The sequence below is a fragment of the Idiomarina sp. genome, from assembly GCF_048265525.1.
GTDB lineage: Bacteria > Pseudomonadota > Gammaproteobacteria > Enterobacterales > Alteromonadaceae > Idiomarina.
Genome location: NZ_JBLXBI010000006.1, coordinates 166,772 through 182,349, shown reverse-complemented (window position 1 = coordinate 182,349; position 15,578 = coordinate 166,772). Strand labels below are relative to the sequence as shown.

The window sequence follows — 15,578 nt, the reverse complement described above, 5'->3', positions numbered from 1 at the left end:
GGTAACCGGCTGGATTCAGGCTTTGCCGTTTTACTGGAAAAGGCGCGCTTTGCCAGTGCTTTTATTCGCTTAATAATGGTGGTTCTCCCTTACCATTGTTTTTATTTAGAATCAGTTGTTGTCTGCATATTGTACCGTTAACGACCTGCTATATGCCACTTTTTGCACCAACTTTGCAACGCCTGTCGCAATATTTCCCTGACAGGGCTTTGTCGCAGCTCCGGTTCTGGCTTAATACCCAGATAATCCAGCGCCGAGAAAAGGTTATTACTTGCCTGGCTGGACTCAATTGACGGTGCATGGTTTTGCTTACTCAATTTGAGTCCATCGTCATTCATTATCAGAGGTAAGTGCATCATTCTCGGCTGCTTTCCGGTGAAATACTGCCATAAAGTGAGCTGCCAGAAACTTGGAGTTATCAAGTCGCTGCCACGTACAATATCGGTAACTCCCTGTTCAATATCATCAACGACCACAGCCAGCTGGTAAGCATACAATCCGTCGCGACGTTTAAGTACGAAGTCTTCAGTGACTGAGGCTGAGTGATCTTCTAATAAGCCGTGCGCGCGGTCATTAAATGTATCAACCGGGTTATTATTAATGAAGCGCAGGGCGTAAGGGGTTGAACGAGGCTGGCGGTTACGACAGTAGCCATCGTAGTGATCGCTGCGGGCACGAATAGCCCGGCGACTGCAGTCGCATTGATAAAGACGTTGAGCGTTTTCCAACTGGTTGAGCTGATGCTGGTAAACCGAATCACGCTGGCTTTGGTATAAAACGGGACCGTCCCATTCTAAACCATGGGCTTCCAACTGAGTTAAAATGGTATCGGCCGCTCCGGGCACAGCTCGCGGTTTATCGACATCTTCAATGCGAACCAGCCATTCACCTTTATGCGCTTTAGCATCTAAGTAGCTACCAACGGCAGCTACTAATGATCCCAGGTGTAAGGGCCCTGAAGGTGTTGGTGCAAAACGGCCACGATACATGAGCCTTTAGGCTCCGGTCATTTGCTTCTCTTTCATCTCGGCCAGCGTTTTACAGTCGACGCACTGGTCAGCTGTTGGGCGAGCTTCTAAGCGGCGGATACCAATTTCAATACCGCACGATTCGCAAAAGCCAAAATCATCTTCTTCTATCTTTTGTAAGGTTTTTTCAATCTTCTTAATCAACTTACGCTCACGGTCACGTGTACGCAGTTCGATACTGAACTCTTCTTCCTGCGCAGCGCGGTCTACCGGATCAGGAAAATTCGCTGCTTCGTCTTTCATGTGATGCACGGTGCGATCAACTTCCTGACGTAATTGACGACGCCATTCTTCCAGAATACGACGAAAATGCGAACGTTGCGCATCGTTCATGTACTCTTCGCCCTGTTTCTCCTGATACGGCTCCAGGCCGGCCATCGCCAGGATGCCATGGGTTTTCTTATCCTTGCCTTGAGGCATCATGGATCTCCTACATTCTCTATATAAAGAGTGCTTAAAAAGCAGTACATTAAAAAAAGGACGCTACGTATACCAGAAAGGTTTACGGTTGGCAATGTCATTCGGATTAAATTTCTGCGGTGAAATTGTGAATGCATTGAGTTTTAAAGGCTTACGGGAACTGGTCTCTCCAGTTTTATTTCTTTCGTCGACGCGCGGCACTTTACGGCATAAAACTCGACTCCGACTGACGCTGCTTTTTTACACAGCTCAGCATACTGGCTATCAATATGCGCGGCAGGAGAAACTTGTTCAATACCGTCGTGCATTACCATGTAAAGCTGCACTGCGCGATGACCATCGGCCACAACCTGCATCAGTTCATTAAGGTGTTTATGAGCGCGTTGGCTGACGGCGTCGGGAAAGTAACCCTGACTCGCATCCGCTAAAGTGACACTTTTCACTTCAATAAAGCATTCACAGTTATTCTGGTCTACGCCCCACCAGTCGATGCGGCTTTTTTCCTTACCGTAGCGCTGCTCTGGTTTCAGCTCTTGCCACTGGCTCAATTCAGGTACAAGGTTGGTTTGTAGTAATTCTCCGGCCATGCGGTTAGCGTGCTGTGTATTGACTACAATCATTTCACCGTTGTTATTCTGAGCGAGCTCCCAGGTCAGTGAGTATTTACGTTTGGGGTTATCGGAAACACTGCACCAGGCTGTAAAGCCGGGTTCTGCACACCCGGTCATGGCTCCGGTATTAGGGCAGTGGGTTGTCGTCGTTTCGTTGTCACCAAAATCAATGTCGGCGAGAAAACGTTTGTATCTTTTTTGCAAAACTCCCTGGCGCAGGGGCTTGTTAAATTGCATCAGAGACCTCATAACTCTAGTATAAACAGACAGCAAATTATCGGGAGAGGTACAGAATGTCCAGCGCACTCGCAATCTATTTAACTCAGGAAGCCCCCGCAAGTTATTGGAATCCAAAATCAAACTTAGTCTTTGGTGACAACAAAGCACAAATCATCTTAGTTGAAGATGAAGCTGAAAACTTGCGGCGTATCCAGAAAGCAGGCCGGACTCTGGACAACACCGGAGCAGTAACCGTTGAAGCTGCTGGTAGTGACTGGAACCTGGAGCGTCAGTGGGCGTTGTCACAAGGTTTTACTTCAACCTTGTCGACCAATCAGGTTATCTGGAATAAAACTGACGAGCCTGCAGTCAAAGAACTTGATGCCATGCGTGAAGCGACTCGTTTCAGCCGTGAACTGACCAATTTGTCAGCGGAAGAAATTTACCCTGAAAGTTTGGCGCAACGTGTAACCGAACACTTTAAGGCTTTGGCGCCAGACGCCATCAGTGCGGAATTTATAAAAGGCGAAGCGCTGAAAGATGCTGGCTGGATGGGAATTTACACCGTAGGTCGTGCCAGTCAGCACGCACCAGGCTTATTGGTATTAGATTACAACCCAACCGGCGATGAGAATGCGCCAGTAGAAACTGCGTTAATAGGTAAGGGTATTACCTACGACAGTGGTGGTTACAGTATTAAGCCGAGCGAAGGCATGCTCGCTATGAAGTGCGACATGGGTGGTGCAGCTACCGTATCCGGTGCATTGTCGCTGGCAATACGCCGGGGTCTGAACAAGCGCGTGAAGCTCATTCTTTGCTGTGCCGAAAACATGATTGATGGTCGCGCGTACAAATTAGGCGACATTATTCGCTATAAAAACGGCCTGACGGTTGAAGTTGTTAATACCGATGCCGAAGGTCGTCTGGTGCTGGCCGATGGCTTACAGGCAGCGGGTGAGTTTGGTGCGAAACAGATTATTGATGCGGCAACGCTGACCGGCGCCGCGCAAATGGCGGTTGGTAATGAATACAACGCGCTGTTTAGTGTGGATGAAGTGGCTGCCACTAAAGCATTGGCTAATGCGGATAAAGAAAATGAGCTATTGTGGCGCTTACCTTTAGCCCCATGGCATAGTGAAAACTGTCCGTCAGCTTTTGCTGATACGGCAAACAGCCGTCCGCAAAAAGGCGGTGGTGCCGGTGGTGCAAGCAACGCCGCAGGCTTTTTACTGCGCTTTGCGCCGAACAGCGGCAAAGGCTGGCTGCACTTCGATTTAGCTGGCGCTTACCAAAAATCGGCGACCTCTATGTGGGCGACAGGCGCTACCGCCGCCGGTGTGCGCACCATAGCCGCAACCGTACAAGGTGATTAATTTGGCATGACCTTGCCAATTGAGAGCGTGCTGCCAGAGCTGGCGAAAGCCTTTCCGGCAGCACGTGTCGTTATTGAGGCACCGCCCGGTGCCGGCAAATCAACACAACTTCCGTTATTTCTGTTGCAGCAGGGGACTGCCGATGACGGCCTTATTGTCATGCTGCAGCCTCGGCGTGTTGCTGCGCTGAATATTGCTCATTATTTGGCTAAGCAGTTGGGAGAACCGGTGGGTGAGCAGGTCGGCTACACGGTGCGCGGCGAAAGCAAGCGCAGTAAGGCAACTAAGTTACTTATCATTACGGAAGGTGTATTGGTTCGGTGGCTGCAGGACGATCCTGAACTTAGCGGCATTGGCACGCTGATCTTCGATGAATTCCACGAACGCAATTTGCACAGTGACTTAAGTCTGGCGCTGGTGATTGATGCCCTGCCATTGCGTCCGGATTTAAACCTGCTGATTATGTCGGCCACCTTGCCCGCAGAAAATCTGAAACTCTGGCTAGAGAATTACTGTGATCAGGTGCAGGTTTTGCGCAGCGAAGGCCGCAGTTATCCGGTTGAGTATCACTATCGCCCAGCATCTCATGTTACTCAATGGCTGGCTGAATTACCCAAAGTGGTTGTCGAAGCCTTTGCTGCTGCTGAAAAAGGTGTTCTGGTTTTCCTGCCGGGCGTTTATGAAATACAAAAGATTGCGACTGAACTGAGTCAGCGAATGCCGCCGGGCACACTCATCTTACCCCTGCATGGGCGTATCCCCTTGCAGCAACAGCGGCAAGTATTAAAAGCATCGGACGAAAAACGCATTATTCTGGCAACTAATATTGCCGAAACCAGCTTAACTCTGGACGGTATTGATGTGGTTGTCGACAGTGGTCGCGAGCGCCGGGCTCAGTACCTGCCTCAATACGGATTAAGCCAGTTAACGACGCAACGTATTGCTAAAGCTTCAGCAACACAGCGTGCCGGGCGTGCGGGTCGTCAGCAGGCGGGGCAATGTTTTCGTTTGTGGGCGCGCTCCGACGAGCATGGCTTTGCCGATTATGCGCCTCCGGACGTTGCCACTCAGGATTTATCAGCACTGGTACTGGATGTGTTGCGCTGGGGCAGTGAGGTGAGCCAACTGGCCTGGTTTTCTCAGCCTGACCCGGGGCATTGTGCCGCGGCGACCGATTTTTTAGCCAGTACCGGCTTAATAAGGCAGGGGCAGTTAACCGCAAAAGCCCGTCAGCTGGAGTCCGGCGGTTTTGATCCCAGAATTTTACTGGTGGCGGATGCAGCCAAAATGCTGAAGAACGAGCAGCAAGCCGCTATGGCTCGTGTTCTGGCGACACTGGAAGAGCCGCAAACTAGCATAAAATCAGTCGATCTGTCTGAACGTACCCAGCAGCATTATCAACAACGAAACCAGGCGCCTTTGTGGCAACAACGCTGGCGCTATTGGTTAAACCATTTTGGGCTGAAAGAAGCTGCAGAAACCGCAGAAGCCAGTGCAGAAGGACTTGCCGTCGCCTTACTGCAGGGTTACCCCGACCGAGTTGCAAAGTACGATGTCAGCCGAGGTGACTTTCAACTGGCTTGTGGTGGTCGGGTCAGTGGCGACAGCAGTCGCCTTAAGCAGCCAGCCTGGGCAATTATTTTTGATGTCACCTTTCATGAGCAAGACACGATAGGCCGCAGTCGCTGCCTGTTACCTGTGGACGGTGCCCAGGCGTTACTGAAAGAAGCAGGCATTCCTTTGCAGACCTTGCAAACAGCTGAATGGGTAGGTGAGCAGCAACAACTGCGACAAATAACTCGTACTCAACTGGGCTCCCTGGTACTCAGCCAGACTACTAATAGTGGACAGGTTTCCAATGAACAAAAAGCCGAAGCCTTCTGCCTGTGGTTGCGCGATAAAGGACTGGATAAACTCAACTGGAGTCAACGCGCGAAACAGCTGCAACGCAGGGTCTATTGGCTGCAACAAGCCGGAGAGCTGGGCGCTTACGACATGAGCGATGCAGGATTACTCAATGATCTGGAGCGCTGGGCTGCGCCATACTGGACGAATATTCGGTCGCTAAAGCAATTGCAGCAGTGGGATCCATACGAAGCTTTGTGTTATTTTCTCGACTACTCAGAACAGCAACGTCTTAATACGGCCTGTCCTGAATGGTGGCAAACTCCGACAGAACGTAAAGTGTTTATAAATTATCTGGACGACAACCCCCGGGTTGAGGTCAAATTACAGGAAATGTTTGGTGTCTCTGAGTCGCCTAAAATTATCGATAATCGACAAGTTGTGACCGTTGATCTTCTGTCGCCGGCCGGGCGTCTGTTGCAGCGAACCAATGATCTCGCGAGTTTCTGGCAAAATGCTTACGCCGACGTGCGCAAAGAAATGCGTGGTCGCTATCCTAAGCATCCGTGGCCCGAAGACCCTCTGAATGCAACCGCAACGTTTAAAACCAAAAGGCAGCAGTAGTGATAAAAAGTCGATGGTTTCAATACCTATTCTGGACAAGCTTTAAGATAGGGCTGGTACTTATCGCCGTCATTGGGCTTTATGCCATTTATCTGGATGCCAGTTTATCCCGCCATTTTAGCAACAAGCGTTATCAGGCACCGGCTTTAGTCTATGCGGGGGAAGTGACGCTGGTAAAGAATCACCCTATGCGTTTGCAGCGTTTAGTCGACGTTCTGGAGCGGGTGGGTTATCAGCGTAATAGTAATACCGAGCAGTCGGGTTACTATTCGGTGGGTAAAAACAATGTCATGGTGCACAGACGGCCTTTCGACTTTTCCGATGGGCCGCAGATGGCGCAAAGAGTGCAAATCAACTTTCACGGCGACCGTATTGAGTCTATAAAGAGCTGGCCCAGTGGCAGAGAGCTGGAAAGCTTTCGTCTGGAACCCGAACTGATAGGCCGCATTAGCACCTTAAGTAAAGAAGATCGTTTGTTAGTGGGGCTGGAAGTCGTGCCTAACTTACTCATTGAAACCTTATTAAAAGTTGAAGACAGAGAGTTCTATCATCATCAGGGGGTATCTCCATGGTCTATTCTGCGGGCTTTAGCTGCTAACTTAAAAGCGGGCAGGACGGTTCAGGGCGGCTCTACTCTTACTCAGCAGTTGGTTAAAAATATTTACCTGAGCAGAGACCAGACGTTGTGGCGCAAGTTTCACGAAGCCATGATGTCTTTGGTTATCGATTACCGGTTTGATAAAAACACCATATTAGAGACCTACCTGAACGAAGTGTATTTTGGGCAGGACGGAAGCAATGCCATTCACGGTATAGGACTTGCCAGTCAGTTTTATTTTGGTAAGCAGGTACAGGAACTGAACCCCAGCGAAATTGCTTTAATGGTGGGAATGATAAAAGGTCCTTCTTATTACGACCCAAGACGTTTCCCGGAGCGCGCCCGCAGCCGCAGGGACACCGTGCTTAAAGTCATGTTTGAGCAGGACCTGCTCGGTAAAGATAATTACGTTGCGGCGGTTGAGCAGGAGCTTGATGTTAAAGAAAGTCGTCGCCTGGTTGAGCACCCGTACCCCCATTATATGGACTTAGTGCGGCGTGAGATGAAGCGCATTATTCTGCCGGAAGACTGGCAGGAAACCGGACTGAAAATCTTCACGCATTTGCAGGTGGATGCACAAAATGCAGTGCAGCGCTCGTTAGCACAACAGCTTATGGCTGACGGCGAAGATGAAAAGTTAGAAGGCGCAATGGTAGTTGCTGATTACCGCAACGGCACGATTAGCGCTCTGGCTGGTGACCGCTTAAGTCAGGCTATAGGTTATAACCGAGCGTTGTTAGCACTGCGACCAATAGGCTCATTAATGAAGCCCATTATTTATGCCGCCGCGATGCAGGATTCAGACGTTGGTCTGCATACGCCGGTTGCAGATGAACCCATTACGTTATCTGACAAAAAGGGAAAAGAATGGAAGCCGCAAAACTACGATAAAGAGTTTGATGGTAGTTTGCTGTTGTACGATGCCTTGGTTCAGTCGCGCAACTTACCGGCCGTTCGGGTAGGCATGGAAGTGGGCATAGACCAATTAGTGAGTTACTTACGTGAGTTAGGAGTGACAACGCCACTACAAGCTTACCCGTCGCTGACTTTAGGCTCAGCATCGCTGTCGCCTGTGGCGGTGACACGAATGTACAGCGCGCTTATGAATGATGGTCGTTATCAGCCTTTGGCTGCGGTTTCGTCTATCACCACACATCAGGGTGAGGTGCTTTATAGGCGTGAAGCACCTGAAACCGAAGAAGTTTTCGATAAAAACGTGTCTTATCTGACTCGTTATGGTTTACGTGGAGTGGTCGCTGAGGGAACCGCAAGCCGGTTGCAGAGTGCTTTAGCCGGCCAGGTAGTCGGTGGCAAAACAGGTACAACGAATGATTATCGTGACAGCTGGTTTGTGGCAGTAGATGGTGAGCACGTGGTTACGGTCTGGTTAGGCCGTGACGATAATCAACCGGTTGGCTTAACCGGCAGTAGCGGGGCTCTCAAAGTTGTGGCGGACTTTTATGACTACTTACCGCCGCTGAGCATGGCTTTAGATGTGCCAGAACCTCTGCAAATGCAAAATTTTCACCCGACAACGGGACAGCGAATTCCTGAAGACTGTAACAATGGGCGGAAATTACCGGCTGAGGAAATCAGGCTTCCCGAGGATATTACCTGTGAAGGCAACATCCGCGAGAAAAGCTGGTGGGAACGTTTATTTGGTGGCTAAAGCGCCCAGACCGAGGCCAGGCGCTATAGCTGCAGAGCTAGACTAACTTAGCAAAGGCTTTTTCAGCGGCATCCAGAGTGTTTTGAATGTCTTCTTCACTGTGCGCTGCCGACATAAAGCCACCTTCAAAGGCCGATGGCGCAAGATACACGCCTTGCTCTAACATGGCGTGATAGAATGTCTTAAAGTGTTCCATATTACACTGTGTAGCCTGAGCGTAAGTGGTTACTTCGGGCTCTTCGGTAAAGAAGAAACCAAACATAGAACCGGCACGGTTCGTTGTCATTGGTACACCAGCCTTGTCAGCGCGTTCTTGCAAACCGTCCAGCAGCGTGTCAACGCGTTGGTAAAGCTGATCGTAAAGCCCAGGGGTAGATAATTGCTGTAACGCGGCTAAGCCGGCGGCCATGGCGACCGGATTACCCGATAAAGTTCCTGCTTGATACACAGGGCCAACCGGAGCAATGTAGTCCATGACTTCTTTTTTGCCGCCGAAAGCGCCAACCGGCATGCCACCGCCAATGACTTTACCCAAAGTAGTGAGGTCAGGTTTAATCTTGTAACGATCCTGAGCGCCGCCCGGAGCTACACGGAAGCCGGTCATAACTTCGTCAAAAATCAGAACTGAACCGTGGTCGTCACAAATGCTGCGTAAGCCTTCCAAAAAGCCTTCAACTGGTGGAATGCAGTTCATGTTACCGGCTACCGGCTCAACAATAATGCAGGCAATTTCATCGCCCATTTCAGCGAAAATTTGTTTCACTGATTCAATATCGTTGTAAGTTGCGGTTAAGGTATGTTTCGCAAAGTCTTCCGGAATGCCGGGGGAGTTAGGAACGCCCAGAGTCAAAGCGCCTGAACCAGCTTTAACCAGCAAGGAGTCGGCGTGGCCGTGGTAGTTACCTTCAAACTTCAGAATTTTATCCCGGCCGGTGTAGCCGCGTGCCAGACGAATGGCCGTCATAGTGGCTTCGGTGCCGGAGTTCACCATGCGTACTTTTTCAATAGAAGGGACTATTTTGCGAATAGTCTCCGCCATGGTGATTTCAACTTCCGTTGGTGTACCGAAGCTCAGGCCTCGCTTGGCTGCCTGCAAAGTGGCTTCTAACACTGCCGGGTGGTTATGTCCCAAAATCATGGGGCCCCATGAGCCGACGTAATCGATATAACGTTTGCCGTCGGCATCCACCATGTAAGCGCCTTCAGCACGCTCAAAGAAGATGGGACTACCACCAACGCCATTAAACGCCCGGACCGGCGAGTTAACGCCACCGGGAATACTGATTTGTGCCTGAGTATATAATTCTTCTGAGCGACTCATGTCGTAACTACCTCTTTACTGTTGGCTTTTTTCGCTGTACCAGATGACATCACATTGGTGTTTATCAACTTGGTCAACGACTCCAAGTGTTAATGCAAACAGAGCCATACGAATTAGCACTCCGTTGTCAGCCTGACGGAAAATAGCCAGGTTGGGGTTTTGGTTTAAGTCGTTATCCAGTTCATTCGCTTCGGCGCGCGAATCTCGCGGCAAAGGATGCATGATGACCGTGTTGGGTTTGTAGTGTTTTGTGTAAATAGCCTGGTTTAAACGAAACTTACCGCGATATTGATCAGCGTCTTCCGGACTTGCAAAGCGTTCTTGCTGTATGCGGGTTTGATAAACAATGTCAGCATCGACAATACCGTCGACTTTTTCTGTAACCGTTACACGATGGCCTGCATTTGCCAGCGTATCTAATACGGAATCTGGCATGGAAAGTTCACGTGGCGAAATTAAAGTGAATTTAATGTTTTTGTACATAGAGAGCAGAGTGGACAGCGAATGCACGGTACGCCCGTATTTCAAATCGCCAATCATGCAAATGTGCATGTTATCAATGCTCTGCTTATGGTACGCCAGTTCTTTCTGGATGGTGTAAAGGTCCAGCAATGCTTGAGTAGGGTGCTCGTTCGCTCCGTCACCGCCATTAATGACCGGTACCCGGCTGCCTTCAGAAAACTCTCTTACTGAGCCCGACTTGGGGTGGCGCATGGCAATAACGTCGCTGTAGCTGCTTAATACGCGGGCGGTATCGTAAAGCGATTCGCCCTTTGCAATGGCCGAACTTTCCATACCGGTAGTTTCGCGGACTTCGCCCCCTAACAGGTTGAACGCCGTGCCGAAGCTTACCCGGGTACGAGTTGAAGGTTCGAAGAAAAGATTACCAAGGATAGCGCCGTCAAGAACTCGAGTGCGTGTTTTACGCCGGGCGTAAGGTTGCATCTTGTCCGCAACGGAGAATATGTAGTCAATGCTGTCGCGATTGAACTGATTTACAGAAAGAATGTTGGAGCCGGTGAAATTCATCTTTGGGTGCGCCTCTGCCGCAGAATGTCACTGGGCGCACACTATAGCAAATCATGCGGCACAAGAGAATCTAATAAGGCTTAACTACCGCTAAAATGATAATAGCGAAAAGTGCCAGTACCGGGAGCTCATTAAACACTCGGTAAAACCGGTGGCTGCGGCGGTTGGAGCCGGTTTTAAAGTCCTTCAATAGTTTGAAACAGTAACCGTGATACGCAAAAAGTAGTAACACCAGTACCAGTTTAGTGTGCATCCAGCCACTGGCGGCAAACCAGGCTGAACCATAGGCAAAAATAAGTACGACACCGAAAATGAGCGTAAGGATGGCGAAGGGGGTGACGAAGTAGAGTAAGCGTCTTTCCATTATGCAAAGTTGCTCGTCTACGGCTGGCTTGGCGTTCATTGCGTGATAAACGAACAAACGTGGTAGGTAGAAAATGCCGGCAAACCAGGCAACCATAAAAGCAATGTGCAGGGCTTTAACCCATAGTATCCATGTCATGCGAGTTCTCTCTGTAAGGCTTTACGGACTATTTCCCAGGTCACAATGCCACAGGGCTGGCCGTCATCGGTTTCATAGACGTACACGGCACCGCGGCGTTGGGCACCAATTTCATCATACACTTCGGCCAGAGTCGATGTGACCCGAATTCCCTTAATAGGAGTGTAGCTCAGGCTGGGACTGTCACCGGCGTTGATATCATAAGTCACCAGACGATAAAGTGCCTGATTATCTTCATCGACTGACATGACAATAACGGTTTTTGCCTGCGCGGATTCAAGTGAATCAACCAGTTCGTTCTGAGTGGGCTCAAGCAGCAATTTGAAATCTGTTTCCATCACGTTTTCAACACCGGTTTTCTGCAATGCGACATGCACCGGAGCCAACTGGTAAGGCAAACCCTGCAGCTCTAGCTGGGAGATGAAAATGGACTTTGACTTCAGTAACTGACTTGATATCAAGTAAGCAGGAACAATCACTAACATAGCGGGAATAATAATTTCCACACTGCGTGACAACTCGACAATTGCGAGCAGGGCTGCCATTGGAGCGTGAATACAGGCCGCTAAAATACCAGCCATTCCCAATAGAATGAAACTGTCGAAAGACAATGGCTGTTGAATATCCAGCCCGTTAACTGCGCCGACAAATACCGCTGCAATAATAGCCCCGATACCAAATACGGCGCCAATTAAACCGCCGGGTATACCCATGCCCAAAGCAATAGCTGAGGCAAAAAGCTTCGCTATAAGTAGGGTGGTCAGCAGCGACATTTCACCCTGATGATTCATTACCTGCTCAATAGCTGTAAGCCCCGGACCTAAACTGCTGGGAATGATGACGGCCAGCATTGCCGTTATAAGCCCGGCAAAGAGCAAGCGAGTAAGCAATGACATGTCTTGTACGGTTTCCATGACATCCAGCATGAGCTTTTTGAATAATACTCCGACAAAGCCCAGTACAACGCCCAGCAGCATCACCCAGGGCAACTGTGTGGTCGGGATATCCTGGGCTGAGAGCACGGCCAGCTCAGAAGCGACACCAAAAATTTCTTCGGTAATTAGCGAACCAGCCACCGCCGACAGCATAACCGGTATAAAAACGTGAACCTTGTATTCCCGCAGTACTACTTCCATCACCAGAACCATAGCCGCCAACGGCGTGTTAAAAGAGGCAGCGATAGCTGCGGCGATACCACAGGCGGCAAGGGTTCGTATAGCGTTTTTGGGTGCGTCGAAATGGAAGCCAAGCCAGGTAGCTGCTGCAGCACCTAAATGAACGGCTGGCCCTTCGCGGCCAACACTGAAACCGGCAACCAGCGCAATTGTTCCACCAAAGAACTGGTTTATGGTACTGCGCCAGGGAAGCATGCCGTAGTGCTGCTTCATACGATGAATAACGTAGGGAATACCCATGCGTACGTGTTTAGAGCCCGACAGCCGAAACAAAACATAAACAATGGCGGCGGCAATAATAGGTAGTAAAAAGCGGTAAGTAGTTGGTAAAGGCTGTTGCCAGTAGCTGTTATTCCCGACAAGATAAGCGCCTTGCTCTATTGCAAAACGAAACCCGGCAATCATAAGAGCGGCGAGAATACCGCCGGCTAGTCCCATTAAACAAATGGCGATAGTGGTCGATGGCATCGCCAGCTGTTTGCGCAATTGTTGTCGGAGTACCGAGTTAGAGGCCATTTAAAATAAGATCCTTACCTTAAACCGTGGGATGGCGCTTGCATATTTATCAATAACATATCAGCATAAACGCTTGATGGAAATGAGCTGGAAGTTATGAAGCCCTATTTTAACCTGAAATACTGGCAACAACGCTGGGGATCCTTCCCGGTATTTGTGTTGTTGATCTGTGTTGCTGTTTTGGTTGTTTACCTGGCCTACTTAGCTGGAGTGTGGCACGCAAAGGCATTAAAAGAAGAAGTTTCGAAGCAGTCGCAGCAACTTGAAGAGCTTTATCAGCGACTTGAGCAGATGGAGTATCAACGCCATGTGCTGCAAGTTGAGTTAGATATTGAGCGTTCGGCTAACCAAAGTTTGCAGGACGAGTTGGGTGCGTTACAAAATGATAACTATGGTTTGCGTCGTGACTTAGCATTTTATCAGAAGATTATGGCGCCGGAGCTACAGGAAAGCGGCGTTACTATAGACTCCTTAACCGTTACTCAGAATCGTTCGGAAAACCATTTCCATTTCTCTCTGGCGGTTTTACAAATTGAGCAGCGTCGCAACTTTGTTCAGGGAAATGTTACTGTTGAGCTGGTTGGCCGTATCGATGGCAAGAAAAAGCGTTATGACTTACTGAAACTTGCTAATATAGCGCAAGACGATCGCAGTTTTTCTATGCGCTATTTTTCCTTGTACGAGGGCGACTTCTTTATGCCGGAAGGACTGGCTCCTGAGCGGGTAGAGGTGAAAGTCAGAATTACCAAAGGTGGTAACGGCACGCTGGATCGAACGTTTTTCTGGAAAGAAATTAGCCGGGGAGATGCTAACCCCGGTGTGCGTAGTGACGGCGATACTTGACCAAAATACTCAGGTAAGAGAAAATAGCAATAGAGTTCAACCAAGGTAGAGAAATCATGAGCAGTGCAGCAGAGCAGGCAATGCCGATTGAGTTCACTGAACAAGCGGCAAGCAAAGTGGGTAAGCTGATTGCTGAAGAAGAAAACCCAAATTTGAAGTTGCGTGTTTACGTAACCGGAGGCGGTTGTTCGGGCTTCCAATATGGCTTTACCTTTGATGAAAAGAAAAACCCGGGTGATATGGAAATAGAAAAAAACGGCGTCACCCTGCTGGTTGATCCAATGAGTTTACAGTATTTAATGGGTGGCGTGGTCAGCTACGAAGAAGGGCTGCAGGGCTCTCGCTTTTTTGTCGACAATCCTAATGCCACAACAACCTGTGGTTGTGGCTCCAGCTTTTCCGTTTAGGCTTTAGCTTCCCCCGGGAACAGCTGAAATTTTTCGACTTTTCCGCTAGAATAACCTCACAATTTTTTGTGAGGTTTTTTTATGAGCGCGTACGCAGAACACATCAAGACAGTTTGTAGCCGCTTTGATAAAGCGTTAGAGGACAACAATTTTGAATCGGTACTGGTTTACTCGGGCCAGCCACGAGTCGATTTTCTCGATGATAACGCGCCGCCGTACCGGGTTAATCCGCTATTTAAATATTGGGTTCCGGTCACAGAAAGCCCCAAAAGTGCTATTTTTTATCGCAAGGGTAGCCAACGTCCTACGGTTTATTTATTTCAGGCTAGGGACTTCTGGCATGCCCCAGTTAATGTGCCGGAGGAAGAATGGCAGCAGCACGTTGATTTAAAAATTATCGACGACTTAAGCATGCTGACTGAAGACTTAGGCAGCGACTTAGAGCAGTCCGTTTTTATTGGTGAAGACTTCGCTCAACCAGTCAGTGATTGGAAAGTGAAAGCTCGCAACCCACAGGCATTGATTGATCATCTGCATTTCCACCGCTCAATAAAAACGGAATGGGAAGTGGACAATTTGCGCGAAGCCAACCGCTTAGCGGCAAAAGCCCATGTTGCAGCAAAAGAAGCTTTTTTTGCCGGTAAAAGTGAGCTGGAAATACACCATGCTTACCTGAGTGCTATCGACTTTCGTGAGTCACAGGTGCCTTACAACAGCATTGTTGCATTGAACAGCCATTCGGCAATTTTGCATTACGACGTATACGACACTGTTCCGCCTAAGCAAATTCGTTCGTTCTTAATTGATGCTGGCGCACGTTACCGCGGTTATTGCTCTGATATAACCCGCTCATACGCTTATGAAGAGGGTTTCTATGCGGACTTGGTTGAAGCAATGGATAAAGCTCAGCAAGAGCTCTTGAGCGAGATTAAGCCCGGTGTGAGCTATTACGACCTGCATGTGTCGATGCATCTGAAAGTCGCGCAAATTTTAAGTGACTTTGAGTTTATTAAAGGTGATGCGCAAAGCATTTACGACAAAGGTTACACCAGTGCCTTTATGCCGCACGGGTTAGGTCACTTTATCGGTTTGCAGGTACATGATGTTGGCGGTTTCTTGAAAGATGACAAAGGCAACAGCTACGAGCGCAGTGAGCGTCATCCGTTCTTACGCTTACTACGAGACATTGAAGTTGGCCACGTCTTCACTATTGAGCCGGGCTTATATGTTGTAGATCAGCTACTGGAAGAGCACAAAGACAGTGCAGATATTAACTGGGAGAAAGTTGATGAGCTACGTCCATACGGCGGTGTGCGTATTGAAGACAGTATTGTCGTTGGAACTGATGGTAACGAAAACCTGACCCGGGACTCCTTTAAAGAGCTGGGTGCTGAATAA

Annotated in this window: 13 protein-coding genes; 6 read left to right on the top strand and 7 right to left on the bottom strand. The window is 49.2% G+C overall.

Features of this window, described 5'->3' with window-relative positions; genetic code table 11:
* Positions 1-137: 137 nt before the first annotated feature.
* The 3 genes from gluQRS to sfsA form a co-directional block, all read right to left on the bottom strand.
* On the bottom strand, positions 138-989 hold the full coding sequence (gene gluQRS / locus ACN0TF_RS12610; RefSeq protein WP_417442214.1) for a tRNA glutamyl-Q(34) synthetase GluQRS: 852 nt from the start codon (positions 987-989) through the stop codon (positions 138-140).
* Positions 990-995: 6 nt separating this feature from the next.
* Positions 996-1,448 carry an RNA polymerase-binding protein DksA gene (gene dksA / locus ACN0TF_RS12605; RefSeq protein ID WP_011235477.1) on the bottom strand — a complete coding sequence of 151 codons (453 nt, stop codon included), beginning with the start codon at positions 1,446-1,448 and terminating at the stop codon, positions 996-998.
* Positions 1,449-1,591: 143 nt separating this feature from the next.
* Positions 1,592-2,296 (bottom strand): DNA/RNA nuclease SfsA, encoded by a 705-nt coding sequence (gene sfsA / locus ACN0TF_RS12600; protein WP_417442213.1) that lies wholly within the window; start codon positions 2,294-2,296, stop codon positions 1,592-1,594.
* A 56-nt stretch (positions 2,297-2,352) separates the two neighbouring features.
* Here sfsA and pepB point away from each other — a divergent pair, with 56 nt between their 5' ends.
* The 3 genes from pepB to mrcB are packed head-to-tail and all read left to right on the top strand — an operon-like array spanning position 2,353 to position 8,387.
* Positions 2,353-3,651: an aminopeptidase PepB gene (pepB, locus tag ACN0TF_RS12595; RefSeq protein ID WP_417442212.1), complete on the top strand. Its 1,299-nt coding sequence runs from the start codon at positions 2,353-2,355 to the stop codon at positions 3,649-3,651.
* Between the two features lie 6 nt (positions 3,652-3,657).
* Positions 3,658-6,120, top strand: a complete 2,463-nt coding sequence (gene hrpB, locus ACN0TF_RS12590) for an ATP-dependent helicase HrpB (RefSeq protein ID WP_417442211.1) — start codon at positions 3,658-3,660, stop codon at positions 6,118-6,120.
* Positions 6,120-8,387, top strand: coding sequence for a penicillin-binding protein 1B (gene mrcB / locus ACN0TF_RS12585; protein ID WP_417442210.1), 2,268 nt, complete (start codon positions 6,120-6,122; stop codon positions 8,385-8,387). Before hrpB ends, mrcB begins: the two co-directional genes overlap by 1 nt.
* A 37-nt stretch (positions 8,388-8,424) precedes the next feature.
* Here the strand turns inward: mrcB and hemL are convergent, their stop codons facing one another.
* The 4 genes from hemL to ACN0TF_RS12565 form a co-directional block, all read right to left on the bottom strand.
* Positions 8,425-9,708, bottom strand: coding sequence for a glutamate-1-semialdehyde 2,1-aminomutase (gene hemL, locus ACN0TF_RS12580; protein ID WP_417442209.1), 1,284 nt, complete (start codon positions 9,706-9,708; stop codon positions 8,425-8,427).
* 15 nt (positions 9,709-9,723) lie between these two features.
* Positions 9,724-10,737 (bottom strand): aspartate carbamoyltransferase, encoded by a 1,014-nt coding sequence (locus tag ACN0TF_RS12575; RefSeq protein ID WP_417442208.1) that lies wholly within the window; start codon positions 10,735-10,737, stop codon positions 9,724-9,726.
* A 70-nt stretch (positions 10,738-10,807) separates the two neighbouring features.
* On the bottom strand, positions 10,808-11,239 hold the full coding sequence (gene hemJ / locus ACN0TF_RS12570; protein ID WP_417442207.1) for a protoporphyrinogen oxidase HemJ: 432 nt from the start codon (positions 11,237-11,239) through the stop codon (positions 10,808-10,810).
* The gene (locus tag ACN0TF_RS12565; protein WP_417442206.1) at positions 11,236-12,930 is read right to left on the bottom strand and encodes a chloride channel protein; all 1,695 of its coding nucleotides are present in this window, start codon (positions 12,928-12,930) and stop codon (positions 11,236-11,238) included. The genes hemJ and ACN0TF_RS12565 overlap by 4 nt, the downstream gene beginning before the upstream one ends.
* Positions 12,931-13,026: 96 nt before the next feature.
* Here ACN0TF_RS12565 and ACN0TF_RS12560 point away from each other — a divergent pair, with 96 nt between their 5' ends.
* The 3 genes from ACN0TF_RS12560 (at position 13,027) to pepQ (ending at position 15,578) form a co-directional block, all read left to right on the top strand.
* On the top strand, positions 13,027-13,773 hold the full coding sequence (locus ACN0TF_RS12560; protein ID WP_034822037.1) for a DUF6776 family protein: 747 nt from the start codon (positions 13,027-13,029) through the stop codon (positions 13,771-13,773).
* Between the two features lie 56 nt (positions 13,774-13,829).
* The gene (erpA, locus tag ACN0TF_RS12555; RefSeq protein WP_011235467.1) at positions 13,830-14,180 is read left to right on the top strand and encodes an iron-sulfur cluster insertion protein ErpA; all 351 of its coding nucleotides are present in this window, start codon (positions 13,830-13,832) and stop codon (positions 14,178-14,180) included.
* Positions 14,181-14,261: 81 nt separating this feature from the next.
* The gene (gene pepQ, locus ACN0TF_RS12550; RefSeq protein ID WP_417442205.1) at positions 14,262-15,578 is read left to right on the top strand and encodes a Xaa-Pro dipeptidase; all 1,317 of its coding nucleotides are present in this window, start codon (positions 14,262-14,264) and stop codon (positions 15,576-15,578) included.

Coding starts and splice junctions, on each gene's coding strand:
- sfsA (WP_417442213.1), bottom strand. CDS start 2,296: ATGCAATTTAACAAGCCCCTGCGCCAGGGAGTTTTGCAAAAAAGATAC.
- ACN0TF_RS12565 (WP_417442206.1), bottom strand. CDS start 12,930: ATGGCCTCTAACTCGGTACTCCGACAACAATTGCGCAAACAGCTGGCG.
- hrpB (WP_417442211.1), top strand. CDS start 3,658: ATGACCTTGCCAATTGAGAGCGTGCTGCCAGAGCTGGCGAAAGCCTTT.
- hemJ (WP_417442207.1), bottom strand. CDS start 11,239: ATGACATGGATACTATGGGTTAAAGCCCTGCACATTGCTTTTATGGTT.
- pepQ (WP_417442205.1), top strand. CDS start 14,262: ATGAGCGCGTACGCAGAACACATCAAGACAGTTTGTAGCCGCTTTGAT.
- gluQRS (WP_417442214.1), bottom strand. CDS start 989: ATGTATCGTGGCCGTTTTGCACCAACACCTTCAGGGCCCTTACACCTG.
- ACN0TF_RS12575 (WP_417442208.1), bottom strand. CDS start 10,737: ATGAATTTCACCGGCTCCAACATTCTTTCTGTAAATCAGTTCAATCGC.
- ACN0TF_RS12560 (WP_034822037.1), top strand. CDS start 13,027: ATGAAGCCCTATTTTAACCTGAAATACTGGCAACAACGCTGGGGATCC.
- hemL (WP_417442209.1), bottom strand. CDS start 9,708: ATGAGTCGCTCAGAAGAATTATATACTCAGGCACAAATCAGTATTCCC.
- erpA (WP_011235467.1), top strand. CDS start 13,830: ATGAGCAGTGCAGCAGAGCAGGCAATGCCGATTGAGTTCACTGAACAA.
- dksA (WP_011235477.1), bottom strand. CDS start 1,448: ATGCCTCAAGGCAAGGATAAGAAAACCCATGGCATCCTGGCGATGGCC.
- pepB (WP_417442212.1), top strand. CDS start 2,353: ATGTCCAGCGCACTCGCAATCTATTTAACTCAGGAAGCCCCCGCAAGT.